The organism is Phaeobacter sp. BS52 (genome assembly GCF_045040595.1).
In the GTDB taxonomy this organism is placed as follows: domain Bacteria; phylum Pseudomonadota; class Alphaproteobacteria; order Rhodobacterales; family Rhodobacteraceae; genus Phaeobacter; species Phaeobacter piscinae.
Window position 1 is genome coordinate 396,408 of sequence record NZ_CP090662.1, and the last position, 22,708, is coordinate 419,115.

22 protein-coding genes and 2 pseudogenes are annotated in these 22,708 nt (G+C 59.5%); 14 read left to right on the forward strand and 10 right to left on the reverse strand.

From position 1 onward, the window contains the following. Positions 1-78: 78 nt before the first annotated feature. Positions 79-957, reverse strand: a pseudogene (locus L0Z65_RS01920) (TIGR01459 family HAD-type hydrolase). A 139-nt stretch (positions 958-1,096) separates the two neighbouring features. Between L0Z65_RS01920 and L0Z65_RS01925 the strand changes: the two are divergent. Together L0Z65_RS01925 and L0Z65_RS01930 are read left to right on the forward strand one after the other, a co-directional pair. Then, the gene (locus L0Z65_RS01925) at positions 1,097-2,707 is read left to right on the forward strand and encodes a methyl-accepting chemotaxis protein (RefSeq protein ID WP_405110274.1); all 1,611 of its coding nucleotides are present in this window, start codon (positions 1,097-1,099) and stop codon (positions 2,705-2,707) included. 22 nt (positions 2,708-2,729) lie between these two features. Beyond that, entirely contained in the window at positions 2,730-3,068 is a 339-nt protein-coding gene (locus tag L0Z65_RS01930; RefSeq protein ID WP_405110277.1) for a hypothetical protein, read from the forward strand. Between the two features lie 692 nt (positions 3,069-3,760). Here the strand turns inward: L0Z65_RS01930 and L0Z65_RS01935 are convergent. After that, positions 3,761-4,681, reverse strand: a complete 921-nt coding sequence (locus L0Z65_RS01935) for a manganese-dependent inorganic pyrophosphatase (RefSeq protein WP_102896554.1) — start codon at positions 4,679-4,681, stop codon at positions 3,761-3,763. A gap of 200 nt (positions 4,682-4,881) precedes the next feature. On the opposite strand from L0Z65_RS01935, the gene L0Z65_RS01940 reads away from it, so the two are divergent. The 7 genes from L0Z65_RS01940 (at position 4,882) to L0Z65_RS01970 (ending at position 11,966) form a co-directional block, all read left to right on the forward strand. Continuing rightward, positions 4,882-5,592 carry a DUF2161 domain-containing phosphodiesterase gene (locus tag L0Z65_RS01940; protein WP_405110280.1) on the forward strand — a complete coding sequence of 237 codons (711 nt, stop codon included), beginning with the start codon at positions 4,882-4,884 and terminating at the stop codon, positions 5,590-5,592. Between the two features lie 169 nt (positions 5,593-5,761). Then, a complete protein-coding gene (locus tag L0Z65_RS01945) occupies positions 5,762-6,049 on the forward strand; it encodes a co-chaperone GroES (protein ID WP_027234856.1) in 288 nt (95 codons plus the stop codon). Between the two features lie 75 nt (positions 6,050-6,124). Next, a complete protein-coding gene (gene groL / locus L0Z65_RS01950) occupies positions 6,125-7,777 on the forward strand; it encodes a chaperonin GroEL (RefSeq protein ID WP_096871939.1) in 1,653 nt (550 codons plus the stop codon). Between the two features lie 196 nt (positions 7,778-7,973). After that, positions 7,974-8,921 (forward strand): HNH endonuclease, encoded by a 948-nt coding sequence (locus L0Z65_RS01955; RefSeq protein ID WP_405110285.1) that lies wholly within the window; start codon positions 7,974-7,976, stop codon positions 8,919-8,921. 94 nt (positions 8,922-9,015) lie between these two features. Next, the gene (locus L0Z65_RS01960; protein WP_405110288.1) at positions 9,016-9,897 is read left to right on the forward strand and encodes a DMT family transporter; all 882 of its coding nucleotides are present in this window, start codon (positions 9,016-9,018) and stop codon (positions 9,895-9,897) included. Positions 9,898-9,999: 102 nt separating this feature from the next. After that, the gene (locus L0Z65_RS01965) at positions 10,000-10,821 is read left to right on the forward strand and encodes an esterase/lipase family protein (RefSeq protein WP_405110291.1); all 822 of its coding nucleotides are present in this window, start codon (positions 10,000-10,002) and stop codon (positions 10,819-10,821) included. After that, entirely contained in the window at positions 10,818-11,966 is a 1,149-nt protein-coding gene (locus L0Z65_RS01970) for an alpha-D-ribose 1-methylphosphonate 5-triphosphate diphosphatase (protein WP_102896560.1), read from the forward strand. The genes L0Z65_RS01965 and L0Z65_RS01970 overlap by 4 nt, the downstream gene beginning before the upstream one ends. A gap of 179 nt (positions 11,967-12,145) precedes the next feature. Here the strand turns inward: L0Z65_RS01970 and L0Z65_RS01975 are convergent, their stop codons facing one another. The 3 genes from L0Z65_RS01975 to L0Z65_RS01985 form a co-directional block, all read right to left on the reverse strand. After that, positions 12,146-13,234: a 5-(carboxyamino)imidazole ribonucleotide synthase gene (locus tag L0Z65_RS01975; RefSeq protein WP_102896561.1), complete on the reverse strand. Its 1,089-nt coding sequence runs from the start codon at positions 13,232-13,234 to the stop codon at positions 12,146-12,148. Further along, positions 13,227-13,727, reverse strand: a complete 501-nt coding sequence (purE, locus tag L0Z65_RS01980) for a 5-(carboxyamino)imidazole ribonucleotide mutase (protein WP_405110294.1) — start codon at positions 13,725-13,727, stop codon at positions 13,227-13,229. Before purE ends, L0Z65_RS01975 begins: the two co-directional genes overlap by 8 nt. A 129-nt stretch (positions 13,728-13,856) precedes the next feature. Further along, on the reverse strand, positions 13,857-14,081 hold the full coding sequence (locus L0Z65_RS01985; RefSeq protein WP_014875389.1) for a YdcH family protein: 225 nt from the start codon (positions 14,079-14,081) through the stop codon (positions 13,857-13,859). Positions 14,082-14,259: 178 nt separating this feature from the next. On the opposite strand from L0Z65_RS01985, the gene L0Z65_RS01990 reads away from it, so the two are divergent. The 4 genes from L0Z65_RS01990 (at position 14,260) to L0Z65_RS02005 (ending at position 16,913) form a co-directional block, all read left to right on the forward strand. Beyond that, a complete protein-coding gene (locus tag L0Z65_RS01990) occupies positions 14,260-14,673 on the forward strand; it encodes an Hsp20 family protein (protein ID WP_024096385.1) in 414 nt (137 codons plus the stop codon). Positions 14,674-14,678: 5 nt separating this feature from the next. Then, positions 14,679-14,903, forward strand: a complete 225-nt coding sequence (locus L0Z65_RS01995; protein WP_014875387.1) for a DUF1150 family protein — start codon at positions 14,679-14,681, stop codon at positions 14,901-14,903. Positions 14,904-15,152: 249 nt separating this feature from the next. Next, the gene (locus L0Z65_RS02000) at positions 15,153-16,034 is read left to right on the forward strand and encodes a PhzF family phenazine biosynthesis protein (protein ID WP_405110299.1); all 882 of its coding nucleotides are present in this window, start codon (positions 15,153-15,155) and stop codon (positions 16,032-16,034) included. Positions 16,035-16,052: 18 nt separating this feature from the next. Beyond that, positions 16,053-16,913 carry a hypothetical protein gene (locus L0Z65_RS02005; RefSeq protein WP_405110302.1) on the forward strand — a complete coding sequence of 287 codons (861 nt, stop codon included), beginning with the start codon at positions 16,053-16,055 and terminating at the stop codon, positions 16,911-16,913. A gap of 72 nt (positions 16,914-16,985) precedes the next feature. Here L0Z65_RS02005 and L0Z65_RS02010 read toward each other — a convergent pair. The 3 genes and pseudogenes from L0Z65_RS02010 to trxB form a co-directional block, all read right to left on the reverse strand. Next, positions 16,986-19,062: pseudogene (locus tag L0Z65_RS02010) on the reverse strand (bifunctional sulfate adenylyltransferase/adenylylsulfate kinase). A 184-nt stretch (positions 19,063-19,246) separates the two neighbouring features. Next, on the reverse strand, positions 19,247-19,582 hold the full coding sequence (locus L0Z65_RS02015; protein WP_405110305.1) for a ribonuclease E inhibitor RraB: 336 nt from the start codon (positions 19,580-19,582) through the stop codon (positions 19,247-19,249). 5 nt (positions 19,583-19,587) lie between these two features. Then, positions 19,588-20,529 carry a thioredoxin-disulfide reductase gene (gene trxB, locus L0Z65_RS02020; protein ID WP_405110308.1) on the reverse strand — a complete coding sequence of 314 codons (942 nt, stop codon included), beginning with the start codon at positions 20,527-20,529 and terminating at the stop codon, positions 19,588-19,590. A 242-nt stretch (positions 20,530-20,771) separates the two neighbouring features. Between trxB and L0Z65_RS02025 the strand changes: the two genes are divergently transcribed. Beyond that, positions 20,772-21,272, forward strand: a complete 501-nt coding sequence (locus L0Z65_RS02025; RefSeq protein WP_024096392.1) for an Lrp/AsnC family transcriptional regulator — start codon at positions 20,772-20,774, stop codon at positions 21,270-21,272. A 97-nt stretch (positions 21,273-21,369) separates the two neighbouring features. On the opposite strand, the gene L0Z65_RS02030 is transcribed toward L0Z65_RS02025, so the two are convergent. Both L0Z65_RS02030 and L0Z65_RS02035 read right to left on the reverse strand, forming a co-directional pair. Next, positions 21,370-22,146, reverse strand: a complete 777-nt coding sequence (locus L0Z65_RS02030; protein ID WP_405110311.1) for a Hint domain-containing protein — start codon at positions 22,144-22,146, stop codon at positions 21,370-21,372. A 251-nt stretch (positions 22,147-22,397) separates the two neighbouring features. Beyond that, positions 22,398-22,550: a hypothetical protein gene (locus tag L0Z65_RS02035; RefSeq protein ID WP_405110314.1), complete on the reverse strand. Its 153-nt coding sequence runs from the start codon at positions 22,548-22,550 to the stop codon at positions 22,398-22,400. Positions 22,551-22,708 lie beyond the last annotated feature (158 nt).

A 22,708-nucleotide genomic window follows, 5' to 3' on the forward strand; every position in this document is an offset into this window, starting at 1 on the left:
GGAAACAATCGGGCAAATATTAACTAGTTACGGCAACTTTATTACTTCGCAACCGCAGAAAAGCAAGCGTTTTCTGGTTTAGCGCAGTTTGCCGATGGAATAGGTCGGCGCGGAATTTTCCTTTTCCAGATATTGGGTTAGCGCGGTTTCATCCGGTTGGTGATCGGTTTGGGTCTCTTTTGCGGCAAGTCCACCTGTGATGAACAGTGAGTCCAGACCCTCCCCCATGGCGCTGCAGCGACATCCGTATGCGGCCCATCGCCGATCGCCAGAATGTCGCGGTCGGCGATGTCCTGACCCAGTTCCGCCAGACGCCGCCGCGCCAGATCGTAGATCGGGGGATGGGGTTTGCCGAAGTAGAGGCTCTCGCCGCCCATTTCGGTATAAAGCCGCGCCAGCGCGCCAGGCGCACCATTCGCGGGTTTCGCCACGATCGACCACGATATCGGGGTTCGCGCAAAGCAGCTTCAAGCCCATCTGTTTGGCATAGAGAAAGTCGGGCCGGTTCACCTCAGGGTCTGCTTGGGTGTCAAAGGGACCGCAGCAGACAATGCCTTCGGCTTCTTTGAGCGGCACCCGGACAACGTCGAGCGGATCGTCGAGCATTTTCAGCGGTTCGAAGAACCCGGCGTCGCGCTCCCATTCGCCCATGAAATAGACTTTGCTTCCGACCGCGCCATTGAACATCGCGGCCCGTGCGGAGTCGCCGGAGGTGGCAATGGTGTCATAGGCATCATCCGGCACACCAAAGTCACCCAGCTGGGCCGCAACCCCGGCGCGGGGTTTGGGGGAGTTGGTCAGCAGCACAACGATGCCGCCGTCCTTGCGATAGGCCTGCAGCGCTGCGACTGCTTCTGGATAGGCGGTGATTCCGTTGTGAACACAGCCCCACAGATCGACGAACAGGGCTTTGTACTGGGTTGAGACCTCTGCGAGCGAGGAAATGATCTGAGACATGGGCTGATCTTTCGCGTGGAATTCCGGTTGCCCAAGCTATGGCAGAGCAGGCGGTATTTGACCAGATCGGCCCTATTTCCAGTTTTTTAATAACCGAGGCGTAGAACGGTCGTGAGTTTCAACCCTGAGGTGTGCTGTAATGTTTCGAACGATTTCCACGAAAACCCGATTTATGATTTCGGGAGCTGTATCGGTTTTTACGATCCTGGTGCTTGCTCTCATATCTGTTTACAGCCTCTGGCAGAGCGAACTGGAGTTGGAACGTCAGATTGATGTGACCAAAACGGTCCGGCATGAGTTGAAAATTGACCTGCTGCATGAAGAACTGCATGCCGAGGTGATCTATCTGGTGTTTGCGGGTGACCACGCCACAGCTGCTGAGCGAGAGGAGTTGCGTGCAAGGGTTGTGGAGGCCGGTGAAGAAATACGCACCAACGTCGAATTGCTGAAACGAGACACGTTGCCACCGAAAGCTCTTGCTCAGGTTGAGGGCATGGCGCCCGAAGTGGACGCGTTTTTGACACAAGGGGTTGCTCTGGCTGAGTTGGCAACGACGGATAGGGCTGCAGCTGAAGCGGACCTCGATGCGTTCGAGGAGAGCTACAAGGCGCTGAACACAAAGCTACATCCTCTCAGCGATTGGATTGAGCAGGCAGCAATTGAAACAGCCGATGCCGCGCGAGCACATGATATGGCGCTCCTCTATACACTGTTGGGCACATCCGTCCTGCTCGTCCTGATCACCATCTACAACGCCCGCAAAATGACCCTGAATATCGTGCGTCCAATTGGCCGTATGCGCGAGGCCCTGCGCGAAGTCGCCGAAGGCGACTTTGGCCTGAAGGTCGAAGCCCGCATGCGCGGCGATGATTTCGGGCAGATTGCCCATGACATTGACCGTGTGTCGGGCCGTGTCATCGACGAGTTGGAAAAACAGAACGCGCTGCGCGATGAAAGCGAAAAGGTCATCGACCGTTTGCGTCAGGGCTTGCAGCGGCTTGCGGCGGGCGACTTCAGCGATCAGATCAACGACAGCTTTGGTTCCGACTATGATCCGCTGCGGATCAACTACAACGAAACCGTCGACAAACTGAACGAGGTTATGGCGCAGGTGGTCAAGGCGAGTGCAGCGATTCAGACCCAGTCCGATGAAATCCGGAGCGGTTCCGAGGATATGTCTGCCCGTACCGAAAGCCAGGCGGCCACTCTGGAAGAAACCGCAGCTGCGTTGGAAGAGATGACCGTCAGCGTCAGCAATTCCGCGAAGAACGCCAAAGCGGTAGAAGGTGCGGTAGATTCCGCCCGCAAGGATGTTGAGAACAGTGGCCGGGTTGTCGAAGGTGCAATCGAGGCGATGAACGAGATCGAGCGTTCCTCAGGTCAGATATCCCAAATCATCGGCGTCATTGACGATATCGCCTTCCAGACCAATCTGCTCGCCCTGAATGCAGGTGTTGAAGCCGCCCGAGCGGGCGAGGTCGGTCGTGGTTTCGCTGTGGTGGCCTCCGAGGTGCGTGCATTGGCGCAACGGTCATCGGATGCGGCCAATGAAATCAAAACGCTGATCACAGCCAGCACCAGAACTGTCGAGGAAGGCGTCGAAAAGGTCGATAGCGCTAGGCAAGGCCCTCTCGCAGGTTGTCGGAGAAGTGGTCAATATCGCGACTTTGGTTTCCGGAATCTCTTCGGAGTCCGGGGAACAGGCGCAGGGGCTGAACGAGATCAATATCGGGGTTGCTCAGCTGGATAATGTCACACAGCAGAATGCCGCAATGGTTGAGGAATCCGGTGCGGCCATTCTGAAGATGAACAGTGAGACCTACGGTCTTAATCAGATTGTCAGCCAGTTTATCCTGCTGTCATCCGATGGGGTCGAAGGCGGATCCGTCTCTGCGGCCACGCGCGCAGCGGAAGTGGTAGAGGCGGGCCATCCCGATGAGGAACGCTGGGAAGACTACAATGAGGTCTCCGCACATGGACCGGTTTCAGGGGACGGCATTGATGATTGGGACAATCACAGCCCGTCATCGCAGAAACCCGCTGCGTCGGCAGCCGATAGCGGGAACCGTGACGGCTGGGCGGATGACGATGCGGTGGCCAATTTCGCATAACACGGATCGGACCAGGGCGCGCGGCTGACATGGCGTGCCTTGGTTGTGAACTTCCGCGATACAATGCTTCAGATACAGGCGCTCCACATGATGCGGATATCAAGGTGTGCAGCATCGGGGTAGCAAGGATGAGGCCAGTCTATATGAGGCCTGGGGATGGCGGTTTACGGCAATCCGGAGGGCGTGTCTGATCCTCTTGACCGCGCGATGTACTCTGCAGACAGATTCTGCGCGGTTCTATCGGGCCGTATAACCTGCCAAGCCACGGCGGGCTGGTCAGCAGCGTGATAGTCATGGCAGGTTTTGCGCGTCGCTGTAGGCAGGCTAGGCGCGGCCGCAGTTGGCATATGAGGCAAAGCCGTGCAGCGCAAAAGAAGAGCCAGCCCGTTTCAAACTTGCTTGCACGATTGCATATCAGGTTCACGGCGCGCTGGCCCTGTCGCCGGAAAGGGGCATGTGAGGTTGCAGACCTCAGGCGCAGGCTGCCAACCCGATGCAGCATGGGAACCCCGGGCACAGGCGTTCGCCGCTGCAAGGACAACTGGCAGAGCGCTGCTGACAGTGACCCCTCTGCGGGGATCGTTCGGAAATCAAAAAAATGCGGGGCTCGGTATAAGCCCCGCATTTCAACAATCAGATTGCGGCAGCAATAGAAAGCCGCCTCAACCTTAGCGCATTGAGATCCAGCGACCTCAGATCGCCAGATTGGGGATGATCTGCTTCTTACGGCTCATCACGCCGGGCAGAACGACGGTATCGCCCTCGGCTGTGGCATCAAAGCTCTTGGAGGCGAGGCTGCGGACCAGATCATTGGGGACCAGCAATGTGGCCTCTTCCTTCAGGATGTCCACGACGAACAGCAGAACCTGATCGACACCGTCTTCTTTGGCCACCGATGTCATAGTTTCCATCAAGGACGCCTTGCGATCCAGAACCACGCCGGGAGCGGTGGTTTCCAGAACGGAGACGCGGAACTTGGTGCCGTCGACCGCATATTCCTTTGAATCCATCCGCAGAAGTTCCGCGTCGGAAAAGGCCGACACGTCGGATTTTGCGGCAAACATATCGGCAGCATAAGCGGCGATATCCACGCCCAGATCTTCTGCCAGGCTATAAGCCACGGCCTTGTCTTCCTGGGTTGTGGTGGGGGAGCGGAATTCCAGCGTGTCGCTCAGGATGCAGGTCAGCATCGCGCCTTTGATGTCGCGCGGGGCCTGGGCCAGATCTGCGCCGATCATCTTCCACATGATGGTCGCGGTGCAGGCGACCGGCTCGATGCGGATGTTGATCGGGCCTTTTGTTTCCAGGCCGCCAACCAGTTTGTGGTGGTCAATGATTGCTTGAATATCGGCGCCATTGATATTGGCGGGCAATTCGGCGGGATTGTTGGTGTCGACGATCACGACAGGCTGATCATCGGCGACGTCTGCGATGATCTCCGGCTTGTCCAGGCCCCAGTGCTGCAGCATGAAGGCCGCCTCGGTGTTGGGCTCGCCCAGCAGCTTCGGCGCGGCGTCGACACCTTTGATCTGGTTCAGGTACCAGGACCAGATGATCGCGGAGCCGGTGGAGTCGGTGTCGGGGGATTTATGGCCGAAGACGAAGGTGGTCATGACGTGTGTCCTATGCAGGTGCCGGAATTTTGCGCGTCTTATAGGCATGGGGCAAAGACTTGTCACCCCGGACCGGTGTCTGATCAAGGCGGCTATGTCGTTTGTGCAAATCTACGCTGACCGGCACAGGTCTAAGGCACCAGGCAGGCGATCGTGGCGAACTGCTTTTCCTTCGGCGCGGTCGCAGCTACCATCGCGCCATGGACCGCGAAGATCAGCTCTACCCGCCTGTTAAGGCCCTGTTCGAAAGCCAGGGCTACACCGTTAAGGGTGAGGTCGGTGCCGCTGACGTGGTGGCCTGTCGCGGCGACGAGCAGCCGGTCATTGTGGAACTGAAACTGCGGTTTTCACTCTCCCTGTTTCATCAGGCGATCACACGGCTCGCGCTGAGTGATCTTGTCTATATCGCGGTGCCCAAACCATCGGGCCGTCAGGCGCGACGCATGCTCAAGGACAATCTGTCGATGTGCCGACGTCTGGGATTGGGGCTGATCACGGTACTGCCGGACGGGCGGGTTGAGGTGCAATGTGATCCGGGGCCATATGCGCCGCGAAAGTCGGTGAAGAAACAGACGCGTCTGCTGCGCGAGTTTCAGCGCCTTCAGGGCGATCCCAACGCAGGCGGCGCCACACGGCACGGCATTGTCACAGCCTATCGTCAGGATGCGCTGCGCTGTGCCGCCCATCTGGCTGAATACGGGCCGAGCAAAGGCGCGGTCGTGGCCAGGATGGCCAACGTTCCCCAGGCAACGCGGATCATGGCAAGCAATCACTACGGCTGGTTCATGCGGGTGCAAACCGGTGTCTATCAACTGACAGAGGCGGGCCAGGCAGGGCTGGTCCATTGGGCGCATAGCTGGGAGCCGACAGAGCCGATTGATGCGACGCATTCCGACGCGGGTCAGGGCTGACGTCCGGGGCAGAAAATTGCCACAAAATTTCCCAACCAAGCTGTTGACAGGGGCGCGCACCCTGCCTAGCTATTCCACTGTTAGCACTCAGATACGTTGAGTGCTAACACCTCCTGCGGGGAGCAGGGGGGCGAGACAACAACCTTTGAGCCTTTAAGGAGCTACAAAGATGGCATTGAAACCGCTTCATGACCGCGTGCTGGTCCGTCGCACCGAGAGCGAAGAAAAAACCGCCGGTGGTCTGATCATTCCTGATTCCGCCAAGGAAAAGCCGAGCGAAGGCGTTGTCGTCGCAACCGGCGAAGGCGCACGCAAGGACAGCGGCGAGCTGATCGCGATGGCTGTGTCTGCTGGCGACAAGATCCTGTTCGGCAAATGGTCCGGCACCGAGGTCAGCGTCGACGGCGAAGAGCTGCTGATGATGAAAGAAAGCGACATCATGGGCATCATCGAGTAAGACGCCGGGATTTTCCCGACATCTTCTCTGATCCCATTCGCTGACAATTACAGATTTTCTCTAGGAGAGTGAACAATGGCTGCTAAGGACGTCAAATTCGACACCGATGCCCGCAACCGTATGCTGAACGGCGTCAACATTCTGGCTGATGCCGTGAAAGTGACCCTGGGCCCCAAAGGCCGCAACGTGGTTCTGGACAAATCCTTCGGCGCACCGCGCATCACCAAGGACGGTGTGTCGGTTGCCAAAGAAATCGAACTGGAAGACAAGTTCGAAAACATGGGCGCCCAGATGGTGAAGGAAGTTGCTTCCCGCACCAACGACGAAGCCGGTGACGGTACCACCACCGCAACCGTGCTGGCGCAAGCTATCGTCAAAGAAGGCCTGAAGCAGGTTGCAGCGGGCCTGAACCCGATGGATCTGAAGCGCGGCATCGACCTCGCGACCTCCAAGGTCGTCGAAGCGATCAAAGCATCGGCCCGTGACGTGAAAGACAGCGACGAAGTTGCGCAGGTTGGCACCATCTCCGCCAACGGCGAAGCTGAAATCGGCCGTCAGATCGCAGACGCGATGCAGAAAGTCGGGAACGAAGGCGTCATCACCGTCGAAGAAAACAAAGGTCTGGAAACCGAGACCACCGTTGTCGAAGGTATGCAGTTCGACCGTGGCTACCTGTCGCCTTACTTCGTCACCAACCCTGACAAGATGATTGCAGAGCTCGACGACTGCATGATCCTGCTGCACGAGAAGAAACTCTCCTCGCTGCAAGCCATGGTTCCGCTGCTGGAGCAGGTGATCCAGTCGCAGAAGCCGCTGCTGATCATCGCGGAAGACGTTGAAGGCGAAGCGCTGGCAACTCTGGTTGTCAACAAACTGCGCGGCGGCCTGAAAATTGCTGCTGTCAAGGCACCGGGCTTCGGCGATCGCCGCAAAGCCATGCTGCAGGACATCGCAATTCTGACCGGTGGTCAGGTGATCTCCGAAGATCTGGGCATGAAGCTTGAGTCCGTCACCATGGACATGCTGGGCACCGCCAAGAAAATCGAAATCACCAAAGACGAAACCACCATCGTCGATGGTTCTGGCGAGAAGGCCGAGATCGAAGCACGTGTTGCACAGATCCGCACCCAGATCGAAGAAACCACGTCCGACTATGACCGTGAGAAGCTGCAAGAGCGCGTTGCCAAACTGGCAGGCGGTGTTGCTGTTATCCGCGTCGGTGGCATGACCGAAGTGGAAGTGAAAGAGCGTAAAGACCGTGTCGACGATGCCCTGAACGCAACCCGCGCAGCTGTGCAGGAAGGCGTCATCGTTGGTGGTGGTGTTGCTCTGGTTCAGGCCGGTAAGGCACTGGACGGTGTCGAGGGTGCAAACTCTGACCAGAACGCCGGTATCACCATCGTACGCAAAGCCATCGAAGCGCCGCTGCGCCAGATTGCTGAAAACGCAGGTGTCGACGGTGCCGTGGTTGCAGGCAAGATCCGTGAATCCGCGGACAACAGCTTCGGCTACAACGCCCAGACCGATGAATATGGCGACATGTTCTCCTTCGGCGTGATTGACCCGGCCAAAGTGACCCGCACCGCTCTGGAAGATGCGGCATCGGTTGCTGGCCTTCTGATCACCACCGAAGCCATGGTTGCTGACAAGCCCGCCAAAGAAGGCGCGGCGGCAGGCGGCGGCATGCCCGACATGGGCGGCATGGGCGGCATGGGCGGCATGATGTAATCACAAATCCCGTTGGGATTTGGGATGCGACAAAAGGCGATTGGCCGCATAGGCCAATCTGCCAGACGTCCGCCGCTTATGATATTAGGAATTTGGGCTGCCTCCGGGCGGCCCTTTTTCATTTTGGACAGCCTAGGACCGCCTTGCGGACCTGCCTGCGGCGCGAGTATTTTTAGAAAGGTGACTGCCGGGAGGTTTGCTTGTCATTGCTCTCTTTTCGTTTTTGAAACGACGGCCTAAAGTCATCCTCATGGTCAAAGCCGTCTTTATTCAATCTTCGCATTCAGGTTATGACGATCAGCCGGGCAAAGCGTATCACTTTCCGAAAAAGCACTATTTGAGTCGGGTAGAACAAACCGTTGGTGATTGGGTGATTTTCTACGAAGGACGACGCGGAGGTGGAAGAGGCTACCATGCTGTTCAGCGCGTGCTTCAGGTTCAGAATGACCCTAACGACCCGGAAATGGCATACGCGCTGCTGGACGTCGGCAGTGAGTTGTCTTTCGAAAATCTCGTTCCAAGATGGGTAGATGGTCAGGGTCCGTTTGAAACTGGGCTGCCTAAATCGCGCGGCAGCAATACGAGCGCAGTTCGATTGATTTCGGATGGAGATTTTGCGCGGATAATCAACGCAGGGCTGGAGGCACGTAAAGAGCCGAATGCCCTTCCAAGAACCGGAGATTTTGTTGCTGAGCCTGGTTTTGGAGAGGCGCCGACCCCCTTCGAACCCCAGATCCAACCGCGCGAGATGCTGCTGTCTCAGCGGGCCTTCCGAGACCGTAGCTTTGCGAGGCAGGTCAAACATGCTTATGGCGGACGCTGCTCAATGTCAGGGCTGGAACTGCGCAATGGCGGCGGACGGCCCGAGGTGGAAGCAGCGCACATCGTGCCGATTTCGGAACGTGGTCCCGATACAGTACGCAATGGCTTGGCTCTGTCGGGCACAGTACATTGGATGTTTGACAGGGGGCTGTTGTCGATCAGCGATAACAATGAAGTGCTTGTTGCCAAAAACGCGGCGGATAAGGCGGCGCTGGACCGTTTGCTGCTGCCCGAAAGGCGTCTGATTGAGCCTGCGGACGAGGCATATAGACCACATAAATCCTATCTTCGATGGCATCGGGAAAATGTGTTTAAAGGCTAATGCCGTTCGCTATGGGAACGGTCGGGCTCTGGATCTGTGCCCAGACACAAAAATAACAGTGGTCCCGGGCATCCCGGCAGGGTAGCCCTAGCGCATGCGTCTGGTTTTTCTCGTCTCTCTCACTATGGTGGCCTTTGCTGCGAATTCCATTCTGGGCCGGTTGGCCATTGGTGGGGGCTATATGGAAGCCACCAGCTTTGGTCTGTTGAGACTATTTTCCGGGGCGGTGACGCTGATTGCGCTTTGTATACTTCGCGGGCTGTCGGTGCGGCGCGATCTGCGGCAGACGCTTTGGGGCGCGGCGGCGCTTTCGATCTATATAGTCGGGTTTTCCGTGGCCTATCAGGATCTTGATGCGGGGCTTGGCGCCCTGATCCTGTTTGGTGTTGTGCAGGTGTCGATGTTTCTCTGGGGAAGTTTCAGTGGCAGCCCGGTGTCTTGGGGGCAAATCGGCGGGGCAGGGATTGCGTTGGCCGGGCTTGCGTTTGTGGTCTGGCCCAGCGATGGCGCATCCGCCGCGCCGCTGGGGGCGTCGCTGTTGATGGCTTTGGGAGGGCTTGGTTGGGCGGCGTATAGTCTGCTGGGGCGCGGGGCGCGGGCGCCGCTCGCGGCAACGGCAGTGAATTTCGCTGTGGCAACCCTGATGATGGTGCCGGGGGTCGTGCTGCTTGGTGGCGATATCGTGGTCACGCGAACAGGGGGGCTTCTGTCGGTCCTGTCAGGGGCAGTGACTTCCGGACTTGGCTATGCGCTTTGGTATCATGTGCTCCCCAAATTGTCGCCTGCGGTGGCGGCAACGGTGCAATTGTCCGTGCCGGTGATTGCAATCCTCGCAGGCGCTGCACTGCTGGGAGAGGCGATCACTGTTGCATTGGTGATCGGGTCGACAGCTGTTTTGGGCGGGATCGCCGTTGTTGTCTTGTCTGTTCCCGGTCGCAGGACGGCCGCGCGCAGCAAGACAGTGGCGGAGCGCTGACACGTCGCGTCACAACAGACCCATTTGCGGTCCACCCTTCCCGTTGCAGGGCTTTGGCCCTATGTGCAGTGTTCCATGATCCCAGTGAGGTCGCGAAACACCATGATCCGTTCCCTTATCCCCTCTGCGCTGGCGGGCGCGGTTTTGTGTTTCTCCGCAGCCATGGCGCGCGCGGATTGCGCCATCCTGCTGCATGGACTGGCCCGCAGTGAAATTTCGCTGGCGGTGATGGGGCAGGTGCTTGAGGCGCGCGGTGTCCACGTCGTTATCCCCGGCTACCCCTCGACCGACAAAGCGGTGGCGGATCTTGCGGCGGAGACGCTGCCCGATGCAGTTGAGCACTGCACAGCCCTCATCTCAGAGGGTGAGCGTATCCATTTTGTCACCCATTCCATGGGAGCCATCCTGCTGCGTCACTGGCTTCAGAGCCACCGACCGGACGCGTTGGGTCGCACGGTCATGCTGGCTCCGCCCAACCACGGCAGTGAGCTGGTGGATGAGTTGGGCGATTGGGAGGTGTTTGGCCTTCTGAACGGCCCCGCTGGCCTGCAGCTGGGGACGGATGCGGACAGCCTGCCCAGCCAGTTGCCACCGGCCAGTTTCCCCGTTGGTGTGATTGCCGGTGATCTGTCGCTCAATCCGATTTTCTCGGCGATCATACCGGGGGCAGATGATGGCAAAGTCTCCGTGAAGAGTACCTATCTGGAGGGGATGGCAGATCACATCGTGCTGCCCGTCACCCATACGTTTATGATGAACAACCCTCAGGTTATCGCGCAGGCGCTGCATTTCCTCGATGCCGGGCGCTTTGATCCGGATATCACGTGGCTCGACTCGATCACGGGACAGATTGAGGAGGCCTGCGCGCAAGGCCGGTGCAGTGATGATAGTAGGAACCAGCCGCAAGGGGAGGCACAGCCATGAGCGCGCTCGAACTGACATTGACCGGGGCAGATGTGCTGCGCCCGGACGGCGTGGAACGCGGTGGGGAGTTGACCTTCGCAGGAGGTGAGATCCAGACAGCGCGCGCCGGGCGGGCGATTGATCTGACAGGCTACCGTATATTGCCCGGCATCGTGGATTTGCACGGCGACGGATTTGAACGTCATCTGGCGCCGCGTCGTGGCGCGATGAAGCAGATGACCGAGGGCGTGATTGCCGCCGAGGCGGAACTGGCCGCCAATGGCATCACCACGGCTGTGCTGGCGCAGTTTTATTCCTGGGAAGGTGGGCTGCGTGGCCCGGACTTTGCGGGCCAGGTGTTTGAGGGGATCAAAGCGGCTCGGTCCCGGGTGGTGACAGACTTGGTTCCACAACTGCGGTTCGAAATCCATCTGCTGGATGCCTATGATGAGCTGCCCTCTCAGATCGCACAGTGGCAGGTGCCTTACGTGGTGTTCAACGACCATCTGCCGCATGACCGGCTGGCACAGGGGAAAAAACCGCCGCGTCTGACTGGGCAGGCGCTGAAAGCGGGGCGCAATCCGGACGTCCATTGGCAGATGCTGAAGGATATGCATGCCCGCAGACCGGAAGTGCCCGCAGCACTCGATAAGCTGGCTGCGACGCTGGGCGCTGCTGGGGTCCGCCTTGGCAGCCATGATGACCATAGCGCCGGGGACCGCATCACGTGGCGCAATCGCGGTGCGCGGATTTCGGAATTCCCGGAAACGATGGAGGCCGCAGAGACGGCCAAAGCCGCAGGCGATGCTGTTATCCTCGGCTCGCCCAATGTGGTGCGGGGCGGCTCGCATAAGGGCAATGCCTCAGCGCTGGACCTTATTACCATGGGGCTGTGCGATGCGCTTGCGTCGGATTACCACTATCCCAGCCCGCGCCGGGCCGCGTTGATGCTGGAGCGTTCCGGCCTGCTGGATCTCGCAGGCGCCTGGCGGCTGGTGTCGGAGGGGCCAGCGCAGATCCTCGGGCTTGAGGATCGGGGGCGCCTGGCGGCAGGGCTGCGCGCTGATCTGGTGATCCTTGACGCTGACGATCAGATCGCAGCGACTTTTTCAGGCGGTCGGGTCAGCTATATGAGCGGCGATGTGGCCGCCCGTTTTCTCACCTGACTGCAGCAGCACTACAGCAGGCAGGGGCGCGGCGCTGCCCATCAGGCCGGATGGCCCTCTGCGCAGCGCGTAAAACCGGCGGGGCCGCTTTTACTGCCCCGGTCGCCGCTACCGGGACATCTTCTGACTGAAAATATCCCTGGGGTTGGGGCAGCGCCCCAAGATCTCAGCCCCGCATCTCAGGTCTGCGGTTTTTGCACCCGGTTCACATGGCCCATCTTGCGGCCCGGCTTTGCCTCGGTCTTGCCGTAGAGGTGGAGAGCGCAGTCGGCCTCTTTTGCCAGCTCGGGCACCCGGTCCATATCGGCGCCAATCAAATTTTCCATCACAACATCGCTATGCCGCTGCCCGTCGCCAAGACTCCAGCCCGCAACCGCACGGATATGCTGCTCAAATTGATCAATGGCGCAGCCGTTCTGGGTCCAATGCCCGGAGTTATGGACGCGCGGGGCGATCTCGTTCACGATCAACCCCTGGGGTGTGACGAACAACTCAACCCCAAGAACACCGACATATTCCAGTGCATTCAGGATCTTACCTGCCATCAGCACCGCATCCATGCGCTGCCCTGCACTGAGGCGGGCAGGAACGGTTGTGGTATGCAGGATACCGTCGCGGTGGATGTTCTCACCGGGATCAAAACAGGCGATTTCACCGCTGACGCCCCGAGCTGCGATGACTGAGACCTCATGGCTGAAATTCACGAAGCCTTCAAGGATCGAGGGCGCGCCTGCCATGGCAGCCAAGGCTTCGGCCGCGTCTTCAGGTGTTTTGATACGGGCCTGCCCCTTACCGTCATAACCAAAACGGCGGGTCTTCAGGATCGACGGGGCGCCGATCTGTGTCAGCGCCGCGTCGAGGCTGGGCTGATCGGAGATATCGGCAAAAGCGGCAGTTTGCAGGCCCAGATCCTGCAGAAAGGTCTTCTCGGTCAGGCGATCCTGACTGATGCGCAGTGCCTCGCGGCCAGGGCGGATCGGCTTCAGTGTTTCCAGCAGATCAAGGGCCGAGGTCGGGATGTTTTCAAACTCATAGGTGATCACATCGACGGAGGCGGCGAAGGCGGCCAGTGCTTCGGCGTCTTCGTAGCTGGCGGTTGTGACCTGGTCGGCAACATGGGCTGCGGGCGGTGTGGCGCTGGGCTCAAAGATATGTGTTCTGAACCCGAGGCGCGAGGCCGCAACCGAGAGCATCCGCCCCAGCTGACCCCCACCGAGGATGCCGATAATAGCGCCGGGTTTCAGAGCGTTTTCAGACAGGTCAGTCATCGACAGGTTCCTCTGGGATGGAGGCAGAGAGGGCCGCGCGCCAGTCGTCGAGGCGTTGGGCGAGATCTGCGTCCTGCAGTGCCAGAATACCAGCAGCCATCAGGCCTGCATTGGCCGCCCCGGCGGCACCGATGGCCATGGTGGCCACGGGAAATCCCTTGGGCATCTGCACGATGGAATAGAGCGAATCGACACCGGAGAGGGCGCGTGTCTGGACCGGCACGCCAACCACGGGCACGCGGGTTTTTGAGGCGACCATTCCAGGCAGGTGGGCGGCACCACCGGCGCCAGCGATAATCACCTGCAAGCCGCGTTCGGCAGCGGATTTGCCGTAGCTCCACAGCCGGTCGGGCGTCCGGTGAGCTGAGACGATCTTTGCCTCATAGGGAATGCCCAGTTCATCCAGGAGGGTGGCGGCCTCTTTCATAGTGGGCCAATCCGATTGGCTGCCCATGATGATGCCCACTTTGATGTCGGCGGTGTGCTCTGGCATAGGCTCAGATCCTGTCATGCCGCGGGCCTGCGAACCCGCTGGGTTGGAGGAAGCGCGCACTATAGAGAACCCTGTGCATCACGCAATGCGGCAATGAACCCTTTGGGGCGCAGTGTTTGGAGGTCGGGATCAGGCGATGATATCCGGTGTTAGCCGGTCTTCGATCAGCGCGATCTTGTCCTTCAGGATCAGCTTCTGCTTCTTCAGCCGCTGAATGGTCAGCTGATCGCTGGTGCCACGGTCCTGCAGGGCGGTGATTGCCTCATCCAGATCGCGGTGTTGCCTGCGAAACACCTCCAGCTCCACCTGTAAAACATCGTCGGTTTTCATGGAGATATCGGTTGGTGCGTTCATTGGCGACTCGGCTGCTGGCGGGTTAAGACTTGGCGAATATTACGCTTTTAGGGGCTTTTGCGCCAGCGCTGCTGTGCCTTGGGCTTGTGAAAACGCATAAAACACCCATATTCTTAGGAAAGCGGTCGCCATAATGGGGCCGCCACCATACGTCGCTTTAGAATCAAGGACGAAACCTGTGTCTAAACTCACACTCGGCTCGTATCCGCATATGTTGGGATTTGAGCAATTGGAACGCCTTCTGGAACGCTCGGCCAAATCCGGGAATGAAGGCTACCCCCCTTACAATATTGAACAAACCTCGGATCATTCCTATCGCATCACGCTGGCCGTGGCCGGTTTCGGCGAGGCAGATCTGGCGATCACCGTGGAGGACCGGCAATTGGTCATCCGGGGTCGGCAGAGTGATGACAGCGATGGCCGTGTGTTTTTGCACCGGGGTATTGCCGCGCGCCAATTTCAGCGCATGTTTGTATTGGCGGATGGTGTCGAAGTTGGCGAGGCGGTCATGGAAAACGGACTGCTGCACGTCGATCTGACCCGGGCGCGACCGGAAACTGTTGTTCAGACAATCAACATCAAGAAGGGGTAAGACAAATGCACACAGCCTACCAGTTCAACGATGCGGACAGCCGTATTGTCTACGTGAAGGCCGTTGATGTGGCCGATCTCCCTGCTGAGGTTCAGGCCGGTGCCGACGGGCGCACACAGCTTTATGCAGTGCATGATGCGGCGGGGGAGCAGTTGGCCTTAGTCAGTGACCGCAAGATGGCCTTTGTGCTGGCGCGGCAACATGATTATGCACCGGTGCCCGTGCACTGACATCATCGCCGAGGGGCAGGGTGCGAGAGCGGTATCGCTGTTGCCAACCTTGTCGCAGCTCATCGGTCGGGCGCCCTCGGGGCGCCCTTTTTCATGCCCGTAAAGGCACTCGGGCCTGATGATAGTGCCAGAAATCAAGACGTTCTCATCAGCGGCGCTATATCGGAAGCTCCAAGCAAATGCCCCTTGCGATACGGCCATCACCGTGGTCTTGCTTGGAGGTGACGGGATTGATTGCGGGAGGGATCGATGCGCTACGATTTCGATTGGGTTGATGCGTTTTCCGCGCGGGCCTTTGGCGGCAACGGCTGTGCGGTCGTGCACGGTGGTGCGGAGCTGAGTGATGAGACCTGCATGGCCTATGTGCGGGAAACCTCTCTGGTGGAATGCACGTTCACCGGGCCATCTGAAGTGGCCGATGTGCGGGTGCGCTATTTTCTGGCCAGCCGGGAGATCCCCTTTGCGGGCCATCCGACCATCGCGACTGTTGCAGCGCTGCGAGACCGCGGGCTGATGACCGGGGATGCGATCACATTGGACACAGGTGCCGGGCTGGTTCGGGTCACCATTGTCGATGATCTCATCGAAATGACGCAGGTCGCGCCTGAGTTCGGCGCCTTTGCCGATCCGGAACTGGTGGCGGCGGCGGTCTCTTTGCCGGTGGATGCGATTGTCGGGCAACCACAACGAGTATCCACCGGATTGCCCTTCTGTATCACAGTGCTGCGGGACCGGGCCTCTCTGGAGGCGGCGCAGCTGGATATTCCGGGGCTTACCCGGTTGGGGGAGGCGATGGGTGCTGAGGGCATCGACATGATGGAGCCGTTTCTGGTGACCCTTGAGGGCGCCACGGCGGAGGGTGATACGTTTTCACGTCTGCTGATGGCTCCGCCCAGCCCGCCAGAGGATCCGTTCACCGGTTCGGCAACTGGGGCGATGGCAGCCTACCTGTGGCGTCACGGGCTGATGGAGCCTGATCACTTCATCGCGGAGCAGGGGCATGGGCTGGGGCGGCCGGGGCAGGCCGTCGTAACCCGGGTGGGTCCGGCAGAGGCGCCCAGCGGTATCCGGGTTGCGGGACGGGGCTATGTGCTGATGCGCGGCACTGTCGATTTGCCTGACGCCAGCTGACAGAAAGGCCGGAACCTGATGCGGGAACCTGCTATTGCTGTTGTGCCCTACGGGGCCAGACTGAGCCGCAACTTTGCCAGCCGTGAGCTCTCCACTTTGCATTGGCCGCTCGGCTGCCCTGACGCGCTGCTCGGCGGTTGTGTTGCAGACCTTGCAGCGCGGGACCACCTGATCGTCTGGGCCAAAACGGCCATGCATTTCCAGCCGCGCTGGCCCTGTGCTGCGCAGATTTCCATGATGGTTCTGGAGCCAAAGATCATGTCGGCGCTGCATCATCGGTTGTTGCCGTGGACCGGGCGGCGATTTTTCCGGGTGCTCAGCTATGACGAGGATTTGTTGCACCGGATCGGCAACGGCGTGTTTCTCCCCTTTGGGACCACCTGGGTGCCGGAGTGGCGGGATCTGACCGTGGAGAAATTCGCGGATCTTTCGGTTATCGCCTCTGCCAAACGCGATCATCCAGGACATAAGCTGCGCCATGAGGTAGTCGCGCATCTGCAAAGCACAAAGCCCGCAACCGCCATCCTGGGGCGCGGATACCAGCCCTTTGAGGCAAAGTCCGACGGGCTGGCGCCTTATCGCTACAGCGTGGTGATCGAGAATGTACGTGAGCGGAATTACTTCTCCGAAAAACTCATCGATGCGATCCTGTGCGAAACGGTGCCGATCTATTGGGGGTGCCCGAATATCAGCGATTTCCTTGATCCGACCGGCATGATGGTCTGCGCCTCGGCGGAGGAGCTGCGCGCTGCCATCGCGATGATTTCAGAAGGGGACTATGCCGCGCGGCTGCCAGCGCTTCGGGCGATCAAGTCCGAGGCCGCGCGCTATGGAGAGATCGAGCGGCGCGCGGCGGAGGCGCTGCTAACAAACCTCTGAGACAGCTTTAGCGCAAAAGAGAAAGGCCGCCCGGAAAGGCGGCCTCTGTCGTGTTTTGCTCGGGGCGGGCGATCAGCCTGCAATCAGCCCCATGTTTTCCAGCTTCAGTAGCACCTGATGGGCGCAGTTGTCGACGTCGACATTCTCGGTCTCGACGCGCAGCTCGGGATCTGTCGGCACATCATAGGGGTCGGAGATCCCGGTGAATTCCTTGATTTTGCCTTCGCGCGCCAGCTTGTAGAGACCTTTGCGGTCGCGGCGCTCACATTCCTCGATCGATGTGGCAACATGCACCTCAAGGAAGGCGCCGAACTGTTCCACATCCTCGCGCACGGCTCGGCGGGTGGTGGCATAAGGCGCAATCGGCGCGCAGATGGCGATGCCACCGTTCTTGGTGATCTCGGACGCCACATAGCCGATACGACGGATGTTGAGGTCGCGGTGCTCTTTGGAGAAGCCCAGCTCGGAAGACAGGTTTTTCCGCACGATATCGCCATCCAGAAGGGTGACCGGGCGGCCGCCCATTTCCATCAGCTTGACCATCAGCGCGTTGGCAATGGTGGATTTTCCGGAGCCGGAGAAGCCGGTGAAGAACACGGTGAACCCCTGCTTGGAGCGCGGCGGCTTGGTCTTGCGCAGCTCATTCACCACCTCAGGGAAGGAGAACCACTCAGGGATTTCCAGTCCTTCGGCCAGACGGCGGCGCAGTTCTGTGCCAGAGATATTCAGGATGGTGACATTGTCGCGATCTTCGATCTCGTCATTCGGCTCATACTGGGCGCGCTCCTGCACATAGACCATATGCTTGAAGTCGACCATTTCGATGCCGATTTCTTCCTGATGCTCACGGAACAGGTCCTGCGCGTCATAGGCGCCGTAGAAATCCTCACCGGCGGAGTTCTTGCCGGGGCCTGCGTGATCACGACCAACGATGAAATGGGTGCAGCCGTGGTTTTTGCGGATCAACCCGTGCCAGACCGCCTCGCGCGGGCCCGCCATGCGCATTGCCAGATTGAGCAGCGACATGGAGGTGGTGGCCGCCGGGTATTTGTCCAGCACCGCCTCATAGCAGCGCACGCGGGTGAAGTGATCAACATCGCCGGGTTTGGTCATGCCAACAACGGGGTGGATCAGCAGGTTGGCCTGAGCCTCACGCGCAGCGCGGAAGGTCAGTTCCTGATGCGCACGGTGCAGCGGGTTGCGGGTCTGGAAGGCCACGATACGGCGCCAGCCCAGCTTGCGGAAATAGGCGCGCAGTTCGTTCGGGGTGTCGCGACGGCCGCGGAAATCATAGTGGACAGGCTGCTGGATGCCGGTCACGGGACCACCGAGATAGATCTTACCTGCGGTGTTGTGCAGATAGTTCACCGCCGGATGGGCGTCGTCATCGGCGCCAAAAACCTTCTCGGCTTCGTGCGATTTATTCGGCTCCCAGCGGTCGGTCACAGTCATGGTGCCGAGGATCACACCTTCCTGATCGCGCAATGCGATATCCTCGCCAATCTCCAGCGAGGCGGCGAAGTCTTCAGAGACATCCAGCGTGATCGGCATCGGCCAGAGGGTACCATCGGCCAGCCGCATGGTGTCGACGACGCTGTTGTAGTCTTCTTCGTTCAGAAAACCCTTCAGCGGGTTGAAACCACCGTTCATCAGCAGTTCCAGATCACAGATCTGGCGCGGGCTCAGGTCGTGGCTTTTCAGCTCTGCAGCTTCGACCTTCAGCTTTTGTGCGGAGTCATAGGAGACGTAAAGCTCCGGGATGGGGGCAAGGTTATTTTGCATCAACTTGGTCCTGTACTTAAATGGGACGAGGCCACTGGTGGTTCCGGTGAGTTCCGCATGCAGCGCGTCATATTCGGCGAACTTGCGGGTGAGAAATTGATCGGTGAGCCGGATCTTCTCGGCGGCACCGCGGGTGGTGAGGGCATAGGCAAAGCGTTGGCGTTTATCAGGGCTAAGCCCGTTCGCTGACCTTGACAAGCCCTGCCTCAGCAGCTGCACGCAGCTGCGCATTGAGCCGACCCAGAGAGATGCCCACAGCCGCCGCCGTTGCCCGCTGCGAGGCGTCAGGCGCCTTGTCGAGCTGGCTGAGGATGCGAAAGAGCAGGTCTTCCTCCTCATGGCTGAGAGATGCTGATACGGGTGGCATTGTCCGACTCAAAGTGTGTTCACGCGTGAACACATCTCATGGTTTGCAGTCGCAGCAAAGCCCAAACCACTGCGCTTTTAGTGAAAAAGACCGCCGTTCCCAAATTGCAACGCAAGTGGAACGGACGGTCCTGTGAAATCCCTGCTCGGGAACAGGGATTTGAACGTCTAGGGCGGCGGGGGAGTTAACCCTCTGCAAACCCCCAGCCATCGGGCTGAAAGCCGTGGTCGATCGCAACGCGGGTTGCCACCTCTTCGACCATCCAGATCGCGGAGGCTGACAGGATCTGATCCGGCATTGTCGCAATGAGCGTTGCAGGTTCGTCGCCTTCTGCCTCGGCCCATTGGGTATGGAACCCCAGATCGGCCAGCGCTTCGGCCAGCGGCATCCACTCTTTATCGCCTGCGCCAGCCACAAAGAACAGGTCCAGATCGGCCTCAAACGGCAGATCACCTTCCGCTTGCAGATCTGAGAAGGCCGAAAATGTCTCGGCCTTCTGGCTGTTGAAATCATGCGCCACGGCGCTCACTCCTGTTCTGCCAGAAAGCGTTCGGCATCCAGCGCGGCCATGCAGCCCATACCAGCGGAAGTGACTGCCTGACGATATTTGTGGTCGGTCAGGTCACCAGCGGCAAAAATACCGGGAATAGATGTTTCGGTGGTGCCGGGAGTCACCTTCACATAGCCGCCATTATGGGTTTCCAGCACATCCTTCACCAGCTCGGTCGCCGGGGCGTGACCAATCGCGATAAAGACGCCCTTGCAAGGGATCTCGGTGATCTCGTCGGTTTTGACGTTCTTCACCCGTACCGCTTCAACGCCCAGCGGGTTCTCGGTGCCGACCACTTCTTCCAACTGATGGAACCACAGCGGCTCGATCTTCGGGTTTTTCATCAGGCGGTCTTGCAGGATCTTTTCCGCGCGCAGCTCATCCCGGCGGTGAATCAGCGTCACCTTGGAGGCGAAATTTGTCAGGAACAGCGCCTCTTCCACGGCAGTGTTGCCGCCACCGATCACGACGATTTCCTGGCCGCGATAGAAGAAGCCATCGCAGGTGGCGCAGGCGGAGACGCCAAAGCCCTTAAATTTCTCCTCAGACGGCAGGCCCAGCCATTTTGCGCGCGCGCCAGTCGCGAGGATCACCGCATCCGCTGTATAGGAGGTGCCGCTGTCACCCTTGGCCACGAACGGGCGCGAGGTGGTGTCGAGGTCGGTGATGATGTCCCCGATGATCTGACAGCCCATCGCCTTGGCGTGGTCTTGCATCCGCACCATCAGATCTGGGCCCTGAACCTCGGTATCGCCGGGCCAGTTCTCGACCTCGGTGGTGGTGGTCAGCTGGCCACCCGGCTCGATGCCCTGAACCAGGATCGGTTCCAGCATCGCGCGGCTGGCATAGACACCGGCAGTGTAGCCTGCCGGGCCGGACCCTATGATCAGAACCTTGGTGTGGCGCGTGTCGCTCATCTCATTTCCCCAATAGATGAATAGGGCGGTCTTGCCGCCGTCAGGCAATGCATATAACTGCACCCGGCGGCGTCTTAAAGCCCTGGCTTGGGCGAAGATGGGCGGTCCTGACCTCAGCGGTTTTACTAAGATGCTGAGGTTTCATCTTATCATTGGCAAATATTGTTGCGCGCAACTGAAATAATATTGCGTGCGCTTTGGATGCTGGTATAACAAACGGAAATTTCAACAGGAGCTTCCAGATGGTCACAACACGCCTTGATCCGATTGATCGCAAGATTTTGTCGGAATTGCAGGCCGACGGTCGCATGACCAATGTTGAGCTGGCCAAGCGTGTCGGTATTTCCGCACCACCCTGCCTGCGCCGTGTGCGCTCGCTTGAGGAGGCGGGGTTGATCCGGGGCTATCACGCTGAAGTCAACGCCCGCGAACTGGGGTTCGAGGTGCAGGTTTTTGCCATGGTGGGGCTGGAGAGTCAGGCCGAGGCCGAGTTGAGCGCGTTTGAAGCAAAATGCCGGGAATGGCCGCTGGTGCGGGAGTGTCACATGCTGAACGGTGAGGTGGATTTCATCCTGAAATGCGTCTCTCCCGATCTCAGCACCTTCCAGAGCTTTCTGACCAGCGATTTGCTGACCACTCCAAACGTGGCAAGCGTCAAGACATCGCTGGTCATCCGTGGTGCCAAGGATGAGCCGGGCGTGCCATTTGACGTTCTTGAGCAGCGCCTTGCACGTGAGGCCTGATCAAGCCCGATAACCTTAGCTGCGACCGTAAAAAGGCGCTCCGCGAGTGGGCGCCTTTTGCGTAAGTTGAGCCATCCTTGCCGCGCAAAAATGGATCTCAGATTATATCCGGGTCGGAGAGGGCAACACGCGGATAGGCCAGTGGACCAAAGCCCGCGATAGACTCAACATGGGAAAACAGGTTGAGATAGAGTGTGCGGATCGCGTGGCTCACCAATTTCAACGCCTCGGGACCCGGATGATAGGTCTCAAACGGCAGACCGCCGACATTGATCACCGCATGCCGGGGCAGGCAGATATGGTAGAGATCTACTGCCGTCGGGGGCGCGGTTTCCACAATGCTCATACCGTCATGATACTGCTGTACCGGGACCAGTAAGGCACCGTTTTCCAGCTGAAGACCTGGCAGGGGGGCGCGCTGCAGCAGCCGCGCAGCCGGGCCCGTGACAACTGTTGACATTGGTTTCGCCTCGCCCAGGCTGTCGGCAGTGAAGCTGGTCAGCCGATGGCTGCGTCCGTTCTGGCCGCTGCGGGCGGGAATCAGGCTGGTACAGCCTTTCCACACCAGCGGCTGGGTCTCTCCGTCAAAGGTCATCAGCTCATCACCCGGCAGCAGATCCTCGATGGCGATGGGGCCTTGGGAGGTCTCGATCAACGAGCCGCGGCAAAAGGCGGTAAAGGCCTCCTCAAATAGCGGCAGCGAAGGCGCCACATGGCGGGTTTCGGCGATGGATCCATTGGGTAACAGGCTGCAGACGTCATAACGGCGCAGCTGGGGCCGCGCGCCGCCGCGCTGGGCAGCTGGATCTTTCAACAGGGCGTTCGCTTCGACCGCATTGGCAGCTGCGCGTCGCAGCGACTGAGGTATGGTCATGGCTAACTTGCCTCTCTCATGACTGTACAGACGTCGACTTTGGCGGCGCGATGAGCAGAAAGCGCGCCAAAGCCGTTTGATCCCTGCCGGGTGTCCCATCCGCAATACGCACGGTTCGGGGTATGCGCCCAGCAGGGCAGGTAATCGCGGCGAGTCCCGCTTGGGCAGAGGCTGCCGCCTGGCCTGAACATTGGTGGACGATGTCAGGCCGGTATTCATGGTTCCCGGCTTGTTGTGAGCCGGGGTGCAGTTCAGGCGCTTTTGACAGCTGCCTGCTGCGACGGGGTTTGATGACGGCGCTCAATCGTGGTTTGCCGGGTGGCGCCACGGGTCCAGGGCAGGCGGACCTCTTCGGTCTTGGCGGCGGCCACAATGGATTTGATGAAGCGCGATTTCGGTTTCATGAGGCGTCTCCTGTCGGGGCGGGGCAACCTCCTGTCGCCCGCGCGCTGTAGTCCCGACCTTTGTCGCCTGCCAATGCGCCAGCAATGTGGCCGATCTGTGGAATTCACCGGAACTTCGCCAGATCTGCGCGCGCTATCACACCATATCCCGGCGCTGT

Excerpts from the sequence above, each read along its gene's own strand:
- L0Z65_RS01985 (WP_014875389.1), bottom strand. The coding sequence starts at position 14,081 with ATGAACGCACCAACCGATATCTCCATGAAAACCGACGATGTTTTACAG.
- L0Z65_RS02030 (WP_405110311.1), bottom strand. The coding sequence starts at position 22,146 with ATGACCATACCTCAGTCGCTGCGACGCGCAGCTGCCAATGCGGTCGAA.
- L0Z65_RS02035 (WP_405110314.1), bottom strand. The coding sequence starts at position 22,550 with ATGAAACCGAAATCGCGCTTCATCAAATCCATTGTGGCCGCCGCCAAG.
- groL (WP_096871939.1), top strand. The coding sequence starts at position 6,125 with ATGGCTGCTAAGGACGTCAAATTCGACACCGATGCCCGCAACCGTATG.
- L0Z65_RS01975 (WP_102896561.1), bottom strand. The coding sequence starts at position 13,234 with ATGACTGACCTGTCTGAAAACGCTCTGAAACCCGGCGCTATTATCGGC.
- L0Z65_RS02000 (WP_405110299.1), top strand. The coding sequence starts at position 15,153 with ATGCGCTACGATTTCGATTGGGTTGATGCGTTTTCCGCGCGGGCCTTT.
- trxB (WP_405110308.1), bottom strand. The coding sequence starts at position 20,529 with ATGAGCGACACGCGCCACACCAAGGTTCTGATCATAGGGTCCGGCCCG.
- L0Z65_RS02025 (WP_024096392.1), top strand. The coding sequence starts at position 20,772 with ATGGTCACAACACGCCTTGATCCGATTGATCGCAAGATTTTGTCGGAA.
- purE (WP_405110294.1), bottom strand. The coding sequence starts at position 13,727 with ATGCCAGAGCACACCGCCGACATCAAAGTGGGCATCATCATGGGCAGC.
- L0Z65_RS01930 (WP_405110277.1), top strand. The coding sequence starts at position 2,730 with ATGGTTGAGGAATCCGGTGCGGCCATTCTGAAGATGAACAGTGAGACC.
- L0Z65_RS01940 (WP_405110280.1), top strand. The coding sequence starts at position 4,882 with ATGGACCGCGAAGATCAGCTCTACCCGCCTGTTAAGGCCCTGTTCGAA.
- L0Z65_RS01935 (WP_102896554.1), bottom strand. The coding sequence starts at position 4,681 with ATGACCACCTTCGTCTTCGGCCATAAATCCCCCGACACCGACTCCACC.
- L0Z65_RS01965 (WP_405110291.1), top strand. The coding sequence starts at position 10,000 with ATGATCCGTTCCCTTATCCCCTCTGCGCTGGCGGGCGCGGTTTTGTGT.
- L0Z65_RS02005 (WP_405110302.1), top strand. The coding sequence starts at position 16,053 with ATGCGGGAACCTGCTATTGCTGTTGTGCCCTACGGGGCCAGACTGAGC.
- L0Z65_RS01995 (WP_014875387.1), top strand. The coding sequence starts at position 14,679 with ATGCACACAGCCTACCAGTTCAACGATGCGGACAGCCGTATTGTCTAC.
- L0Z65_RS01970 (WP_102896560.1), top strand. The coding sequence starts at position 10,818 with ATGAGCGCGCTCGAACTGACATTGACCGGGGCAGATGTGCTGCGCCCG.
- L0Z65_RS01960 (WP_405110288.1), top strand. The coding sequence starts at position 9,016 with ATGCGTCTGGTTTTTCTCGTCTCTCTCACTATGGTGGCCTTTGCTGCG.
- L0Z65_RS01925 (WP_405110274.1), top strand. The coding sequence starts at position 1,097 with ATGTTTCGAACGATTTCCACGAAAACCCGATTTATGATTTCGGGAGCT.
- L0Z65_RS01945 (WP_027234856.1), top strand. The coding sequence starts at position 5,762 with ATGGCATTGAAACCGCTTCATGACCGCGTGCTGGTCCGTCGCACCGAG.